This window comes from Ursidibacter arcticus (assembly GCF_009761375.1).
Lineage (GTDB): Bacteria > Pseudomonadota > Gammaproteobacteria > Enterobacterales > Pasteurellaceae > Ursidibacter > Ursidibacter arcticus.
In genome coordinates, this window is record NZ_LEKM01000015.1 from 1 (window position 1) to 7,940 (window position 7,940).

6 protein-coding genes are annotated in these 7,940 nt (G+C 37.5%); 1 reads left to right on the forward strand and 5 read right to left on the reverse strand.

What is annotated here, in order from left to right:
* Nucleotides 1-192: 192 nt before the first annotated feature.
* Nucleotides 193-2,805 (reverse strand): type I DNA topoisomerase, encoded by a 2,613-nt coding sequence (topA, locus tag A1D25_RS00560; RefSeq protein WP_157393781.1) that lies wholly within the window; start codon nt 2,803-2,805, stop codon nt 193-195.
* A 156-nt stretch (nt 2,806-2,961) separates the two neighbouring features.
* On the opposite strand from topA, the gene A1D25_RS00565 reads away from it, so the two are divergent.
* Nucleotides 2,962-3,852, forward strand: a complete 891-nt coding sequence (locus A1D25_RS00565; RefSeq protein ID WP_157393782.1) for a LysR family transcriptional regulator — start codon at nt 2,962-2,964, stop codon at nt 3,850-3,852.
* An 84-nt stretch (nt 3,853-3,936) separates the two neighbouring features.
* Here the strand turns inward: A1D25_RS00565 and serC are convergent, their stop codons facing one another.
* The 4 genes from serC to nanQ all read right to left on the reverse strand — a co-directional run bounded on the left by serC (nt 3,937) and on the right by nanQ (nt 7,491).
* Nucleotides 3,937-5,019: a 3-phosphoserine/phosphohydroxythreonine transaminase gene (serC, locus tag A1D25_RS00570; protein WP_157393783.1), complete on the reverse strand. Its 1,083-nt coding sequence runs from the start codon at nt 5,017-5,019 to the stop codon at nt 3,937-3,939.
* 160 nt (nt 5,020-5,179) lie between these two features.
* Nucleotides 5,180-6,058 carry an N-acetylneuraminate lyase gene (nanA, locus tag A1D25_RS00575; protein WP_157393784.1) on the reverse strand — a complete coding sequence of 293 codons (879 nt, stop codon included), beginning with the start codon at nt 6,056-6,058 and terminating at the stop codon, nt 5,180-5,182.
* Between the two features lie 93 nt (nt 6,059-6,151).
* Entirely contained in the window at nt 6,152-7,018 is an 867-nt protein-coding gene (locus A1D25_RS00580; RefSeq protein WP_157393785.1) for a MurR/RpiR family transcriptional regulator, read from the reverse strand.
* A gap of 8 nt (nt 7,019-7,026) precedes the next feature.
* A complete protein-coding gene (gene nanQ / locus A1D25_RS00585) occupies nt 7,027-7,491 on the reverse strand; it encodes an N-acetylneuraminate anomerase (RefSeq protein WP_157393786.1) in 465 nt (154 codons plus the stop codon).
* Nucleotides 7,492-7,940: the final 449 nt, after the last annotated feature.

The window sequence follows — 7,940 nt, forward strand, 5'->3', positions numbered from 1 at the left end:
CAGACTGATGACAAACCTCAATTTGTTGTATCCAATTAACGGACGCCAGCGTGGCGTTCCTACATAACAAAATAAAATCTGTTATTTTTCAATTAGTTATAACTTTCCTTGTAGGGACGCCACGCTGGCGTCCGAATGAAAAAAGACTTTGTCAATAATCTGACGGCACAGATATTGTGCCGTTTAATCAGATTATTTCTTGCGTTCTACCCATTTTCCATCGAGGTAATCCACAATCCATTTGGTTGCTTTTCCTTCTTTTTCTGAAGTAACGTATTGACGTTTTTCTTTACGGCTAAAGCGAATAATAGCCTCGTTTCCTTCAGGGTCTTTTTGTGGTGCATCTGCAAGATACTGTAATTTCTCTGGTAAACGTTCACGATATGTAGCTAATTCAACCACTTTCGGTGCACGGCTTTCACGAGATTTCGGGAAATTATGTGCCGACATAAAAACGCCACTTGCCCCATCACGCAGTACAAAGTAGGCATCTGACTTCTCACATTTCAACTCTGGGAAAGCAACAGGCTCCTCTCGTGGTGGAGCAACTTCACCATTTTTCAGAATTTTACGAGTATTATCACATTGCGTACAGCCCATATATTTTCCAAAACGCCCTAATTTTAAGTGCATATCTGCACCGCATTTATCGCATTCAACAACTGGACCATCATAGCCTTTAATTTTGAAAGTCCCTTCTTCAATTAAATAGCCATCACAATTCGGGTTATTACCGCAAATATGAATTTTACGAGCAGGATCAATCAAATAGCTATCCATTGCCGTATCACATTTCGGGCAACGTTTACGCTGCATTAGTGCGTTAGTTTCGGAATCTTCATCTAACACATTCAATAATTCAGCTTCTGGAATTAAATTGATTGTGGTTTTGCAACGCTCTTTTGGTGGTAAAGCATAACCTGTACAACCTAAAAACACTCCAGTACTAGCAGTACGAATTGCCATTGGACGTTGGCAAGTTGGACAGTAAATATCCGTTTCCACTAAATTGTTTGGACGCATTCCACCTTCTAATTCGTTTAGCTCCGCCGTAGTCAGTTTTTCTGAAAAATCACTAAAGAAACGGTTTAATTCCTCCTTCCAATTACTATTTCCTGAGGCGATTTGGTCTAAAGTGTCTTCCATATTCGCTGTAAAATCGTAATTCATTAAATCTTGGAACGATTCATTCAAGCGATCTGTAACGATCTCCCCCATTTTCTCGGCATAGAAACGGCGGTTTTCAACTCGCACATAACCACGCTCTTGAATAGTTGAGATAATCGCGGCATAAGTTGATGGGCGACCAATCCCCCGTTTTTCTAATTCTTTTACTAATGCCGCTTCTGAATAACGTGCTGGCGGTTTAGTAAAATGTTGGCTTGGAATAACTTGATTTAGGGTTAAAACCTCATTCAGTGCAACTTCAGGCAATTCTTGGTCTTCGGCAGTTTTACCTTGAATAGGTAAGACTTTCGTCCAACCGTCAAAACGCAATACTCGCCCTTTTGTTTTTAATTCATATTCACCTGCTGTAACCGTAAGACTCGTTGAATCATATTCTGCCGCAGTCATTTGACAAGCAAGGAATTGTCGCCAAATTAGATCGTATAAACGCTCTGCATCTTTTTCCATTCCTTTTAAGTCAGTGATTTTTACATTGACATCTGACGGACGAATAGCCTCGTGTGCCTCTTGTGCTTTTTCTTTACTTGCATAGTAATTCGGTTTGGTTGGTAAATAGGCTTTGCCGAAGGTTTGCTCAATATACCCTCTCGCCATCGACAGTGCATCTTGGCTGAGATTGGTTGAATCTGTACGCATATAGGTAATGTAGCCAGCCTCATATAAGCGTTGAGCCAACATCATTGTTTTTTTCACACTAAAGCCCAAACGTGTACTTGCAGTTTGTTGTAACGTTGAAGTAATAAAAGGTGCTTTGGCTTTTGATGAAGTCGGTTTTTTCTCAATATCTGTGACAATAAATGCAGAATTTTGTAATGAACTAACCGCTTGTTCTGCCTGTTTCTGATTCTTGGCAGAGAATTTCTTCCCTTTAGCGTGAGTTAAATCAAGAGCAAGCTCACCATTTTTAGCGGTGGTTCTTGCCACAATATCCCAAAATTCTTCAGGTTGAAAAGCTTTAATTTCTCGCTCACGCTCTACCAATAGTTTTACTGCAACTGATTGAACTCGCCCAGCAGATAAGCCACGAGCGACTTTTTTCCAGAGTAATGGCGACACCATAAAGCCAACAACACGATCTAAAAAACGGCGGGTTTGTTGTGCATTAACACGATCAATATTCAGTTGTTCTGGCTTTTCAAAGGCTTGTTTAATCGCATTTTTGGTAATTTCATTAAATACAACACGACTAAAACGTGCATCATCGCCCCCGATCACTTCACGCAAGTGCCACGCAATTGCCTCCCCTTCTCTATCCAAGTCGGTTGCGAGATAAATATGATCGGCTTTTTTGGCAAGTGATTTCAATTCAGCCACCACTTTTTCTTTACCTGGTAGAATTTGGTAATGTGCTTTCCAGTCGTGGTAAGGATCAATACCCATTCGTTTTACTAAAGCGGTACGTTCCTTTTCAGATTTTACCAGTGCCTTTTGCTCTGCACTCATACCTTTGGTTGAGATCGGTTTGGCTTTTTCGGTTTTTTCTTCCTTTTCCGCACTGCTTGTTGGCAAATCTCGGATATGCCCAACACTTGATTTCACCACAAAATCGCTACCCAAGTATTTATTAATTGTTTTAGCTTTGGCTGGCGACTCAACAATAACTAATGATTTTCCCATTGTTACACCTAAATTGTTTATACTCTCAAAATTAGAAATAATGAACACAATAGCCCAACTATTGTTGCTTATTCGTTTATATTTATTGCTTTTTAAAATAAAATGGTAAAAACAATAGCAAGGCTTTCTACAAAATACAATATCAAAAGGGATAAAATGGATAAACTACACGCAATTAACTTATTTTGTCGAGTAATTGAAACCCAAAGTTTCACCCAAGCCGCTCAACAAGAACAAATTTCGCTCGCAATGGCAAGTAAATTAGTCGCACAGCTTGAAGCACATCTAAATGTTCGACTACTACAACGCACCACTCGCAAAATCACCCCCACAGAAGCTGGACTACTGTTTTACCAACGCTGTTTACCTATTTTAAATGAACTCAAAGAGGCGGAAGCCTGTGTAACTGATATTACTTCTACCTTACAAGGCAAACTTACGATCTCTGTACCGATGGATTTCGGCTCTCGCTTTATTGCACCCCATTTAGGCAAATTTATTGAAACTTATCCCCATCTTCAACTTAACTTGGAATTTAATGATCGCCGAGTTGATGTGGTGGCTGAAGGCTATGATCTGGTGTTACGCATCGGTAGATTGGAAGATAGCTCCATTGTGGCAAAACGTATTGCTCAAGCAGAGCATTTAATTGTCGCCTCTCCCCAGTATTTAGCCCAAAATGGCGAACCCATAACAGCATTAGAATTGCAACAACACCAATGTTTGCTCTATGAGGGGCAACAAACTTGGCAATTTAATGAGAACGGACATCATATTAAATTTAAACCACAAAGCCGAGTATATAGCAATAATGGCTATGCTCTAGTGCAAATGGCAAAGGCAAACTTAGGTATTATTCAGATCCCCAAATTCTTGTTGAAAGATGAATTAGCATCAGGCGAACTCATTCCGATCTTAAATCATTTGGAACAGGAAAAACTTGATATTAGTTTGCTCTACCCACACCGCCGCTATCTTTCGCCGAAAGTTAAAGTTGCGATTGAGTTTTTTACTACCTTAATGAAAGAACAAAAGGCGTATTTATAATTTATCCCTAATACAAGCGGTGTGATATGCTCTTAGATTTGTAAATTTTTGAGAAAACGCACCGCTTAGATTTACTCAATAATACTATTTATTTTCTTCAGCAAATTTTTGCATAAACGTAATTAACGCTTGAACACCTTCAATTGGCATTGCGTTATAGATTGAGGCACGCATTCCACCTAATACTTTGTGTCCTTTTAAGGCTTGTAAACCATTAGCGGTTGCTTCTGTAACAAATTTTGCGTTGAGTTCATCATTCCCTGTGGTAAATGTAATATTCATCAGTGAACGGTTTTCGATTGCAACAGTATTACGATAAAAATCACTTTGATCTAAATAATCATAGAGTAACTTAGCTTTCGCTTGGTTACGTTGCTCCACAGCTTTAACGCCCCCCTCTTTAAGAAGATGTTTAAACACTAATGAACATAAATACCACGCAAATGTAGGTGGAGTGTTGATCATTGAATCGCTTTTCGCCTGAACTTCATAGTTCCAAATGCTTGGGGTTGCTTTGCGTGCTTTACCAATTAAGTCTTCTCGAACAATGACAATTGTAATCCCTGCTGGTCCTAAATTCTTCTGAGCACCTGCGTAGATAATACCAAATTTGCTAATGTCAATTTCGCGAGAAAGAATGTTTGATGACATATCTGCAACTAACACGCTATTTCCAACATTAGGTAAGTCGAAAATTTCTACACCACTAATCGTTTCATTCGGGCAATAGTGAATATAATCATATTGTTCGGCAATGTTGCTGAAATCTAAGTTTGCTACTTTGAGCGTGTCGCTTTGTTCTAAAATGTTGATTTCATCAATTTCACAAAATAAACGAGCTTCTTTGGCAGCTGTGGCAGACCAATGGCCACTTGTTAAATAAAGTGCTTTACCTTTTTCGCCAATTAAATTCATTGGAATAGCGGCAAATTGCCCTCTTGCCCCACCTTGCAAGAATAAAATTTTGTAGTTTTCAGGAATGTTATATAACTCACGAAAATCTTTATCCGCTTGCGTAATCAATTCCATAAATAATTTACCACGATGGCTTACTTCCATTACTGAAGTTTGTTGTTCTTGCCAGTTAAGTAACTCTGTTTGAGCTTGTTCTAACACTGCTTTAGGCATCATTGCAGGGCCTGCACTAAAATTAAATACTTGTGTCATTGTGTTTGTTCCTGTGGTTAAAAATAATAAAGGCAGAAATCATAGCGTAAAATAGCTCGTTATTGTGGGATTTTTGAAAAAATATATAAAAAATTACCCTTAATAAATCAGACACTATTCCATCTATTAAGGGTATTTAATAATTTTTAGATGTTAAAGATTAAAGATATTTAGCTTTTAATTGTTTAACCACTGCTTTTTGCTCTGCATTAAGCTCTTTAGTCATTGGTTCACGACAATAGCCAGCTTGAACACCTTCTTCTTCTAATAAACCTTTAATTGTTTGATATAAGCCATTGCCTAAAATACCTTCAATTAAATCATTCGTAACGTTTTGAATTTCAAAGGCTTCTTTAATTTTACCTTGCTGTGCTAATTCAAAGATTTGACGAGCACGCACACCATTTACATTGAAAGTTGAACCAATAGCACCATCTACGCCTAATACAGCTGCTGGTAACATCATTTCATCAAAACCAGCATAAATCAGATGCTCTGGGAATGCTTTGCGTAAACGCTCAAGCAAATAGAAATCGCCTGCGGTAAATTTTACGCCAATAATTTTCGGGTTTTGGAATAATTCTGCAAATTGAGCCACGCCAATGTTTACCCCTGTTAAGAATGGGATTGAGTAAACGATCATTGGGCTACCTGTTTCACGAATAATTGTTTCGTAGAAGTTTTTGATTTCTGGGAAACTAAATTTGTAGTAGAAAGGTGTTACCGCAGATAAACTATCATAACCTAACTCTGTGGCATATTTACCTAATTCAACCGCTTCTTTTAGGTTTACGCTACCTACTTGTGCAATCAATGCAACTTGGTCTTTTGCTTCATCTTTTGCAATACGGAAGATCTCTTTTTTCTCTTCTGTCGAAAGCATAAAGTTTTCGCCTGTTGAACCACCAACATATAATCCATCCACTTTCATTTTATCAATGTTATGGCGGATAATTTGGCGTAACCCTTTTTCATTGATTGTGCCATCTGCATTAAATGATACTAATAATGCACTAAAGATACCTTTTAAATTTTTCATTTTGTTTACCCTTTAAGGAAGTGAAGTAAGTAAGCGGTTTGATCTGTAAAATTTTTTGCAAATCTTACCGCTTGTGAGTTTTATTAAATCCTGTTACTTGATGCGTTGTTCTAAAATCACATCTAAGGTTTTTTGTTTCTGCTGAATAGCTTTATTCGGTTCAGCTCTTACAAGCAAAGTATAAATAAGATCAAGTACAAATAATTGAGCCATTTTTGTACCGATCGAATCACCTTGCATATGCCCTTGTCGATTGCCATTGATTAGCACATAATCTGCCACTTCTGTAATTGGCGAACGCAAATTATGTGTAAGTGCGACTGTCGTTGCTTCATTTTGCTGTGCAATGCGTAGTGCTTTTGCAGTTTCTTCCGAACTTCCAGAATGGCTAATCCCAATAACAACATCACCCTTTTTCAACAATGATGCTTGCATATACATAAAATGATTATTGGTTACTGCATCAGTCTGTAAGCCGATACGCATTAACTTATGCTTTGCATCTTCCGCTGTTAGCCCAGAAGAACCAACCCCAAACAAGAAAATACGTTTAGCTCGGCGCAATACATCAACCACTTTCTCTAATTCATTAAAATCTAATAGATTTATGGTTTCTGTAATTACATTATGCAATGTAACCTGCAATTTTGTTGCAATTTCTTTTGATGTGTCGGTTTCTGCAACATCAGTATCGAGCAACGCACTACTCTCTTTTTCTTGTGTTGCTAACTCAATGGCTAAATCTAGTTTAAAATCGGTGTAGCCTTTGAAACCTAGTGTGCGACAAAATCGGATAAAAGTTGCTTCACCAACATCAAGTTGAGTAGCAACTTCCGATAAGGAACATTGATTTAGTAGATCTGGTTGCGACAAAATAGCATTAGCAATTTTCTTTTCTGTTTTAGTTAAGCTATTTTGCAACGCTCCGATTGTGTCTAATATTTTTCCACGGGATGACATTTCGCCTCCTATATGTACTCCACAGGAACTTTCACCACTAATTTTTTCAATAAGCGGTTGCCATTAACAGAAATACCTGGTGCGTGTGGTTCATTTGGTAAGAAAATGGCAAACATATTAGGTTTTAATACCAATAAATTTTTATTTTCAAGCTGATCTGTTAATTGATAGTCGTCTTCGTCTCGATATTCATCATATAATGCTAAATTTGGGTAACTTAAACTATATTGAATAGCTTCTTCACCCGAAATCAATAATTGAATATCAATAAACTTACGGTGTAATTCTGCTTTTTTCCCCTCTGCCTGCGCTGTCTCAAATTCCATTACATTCATTCGAACGCCATCTTCAAGATCTTGCCAACCTAATGGTAGGTTCACTAAATCTAACGTTTTGAGCTTACCACATAAACGTGCAAAAACTGGGGGTAATGATTTTGCATAATCATCACGAGATAAATCACCTAATAACATAAAGCCTCCATTATTTTTAAAGATAAAACACTCAGTGAGTATATTACTCCATAAAAATAAAATTAAAAGAAGATATGCTCCATAGAGTAAAATTTTCTGCTCTTAATAACAAGTAAGAAAGAAAAAAAATGAGAGATAGATCACTTTATTTTGTGAAAAAGAGATGATTTGCAAAAAATTTAGACAAAAAGACCGCTAATAAGCCTATTTTCTATGTTTAAGACAGACACTCATAATATCTACGGATAGTTCAACTATAAATTTGCAGAATGATCTTAATATTTGACCGCTGACAAACCCTAATTTGTTGTATTCAATAAACGGACGCCAGCGTGGCGTCCCTACACAACAAAATAAAATCTGTTATTTTTCAATTGGTTATAACTTTCCTTGTAGGGACGCCACGCTGGCGTCCGAATGAAAAAAGACTTTGTCAATAATCTGATGAT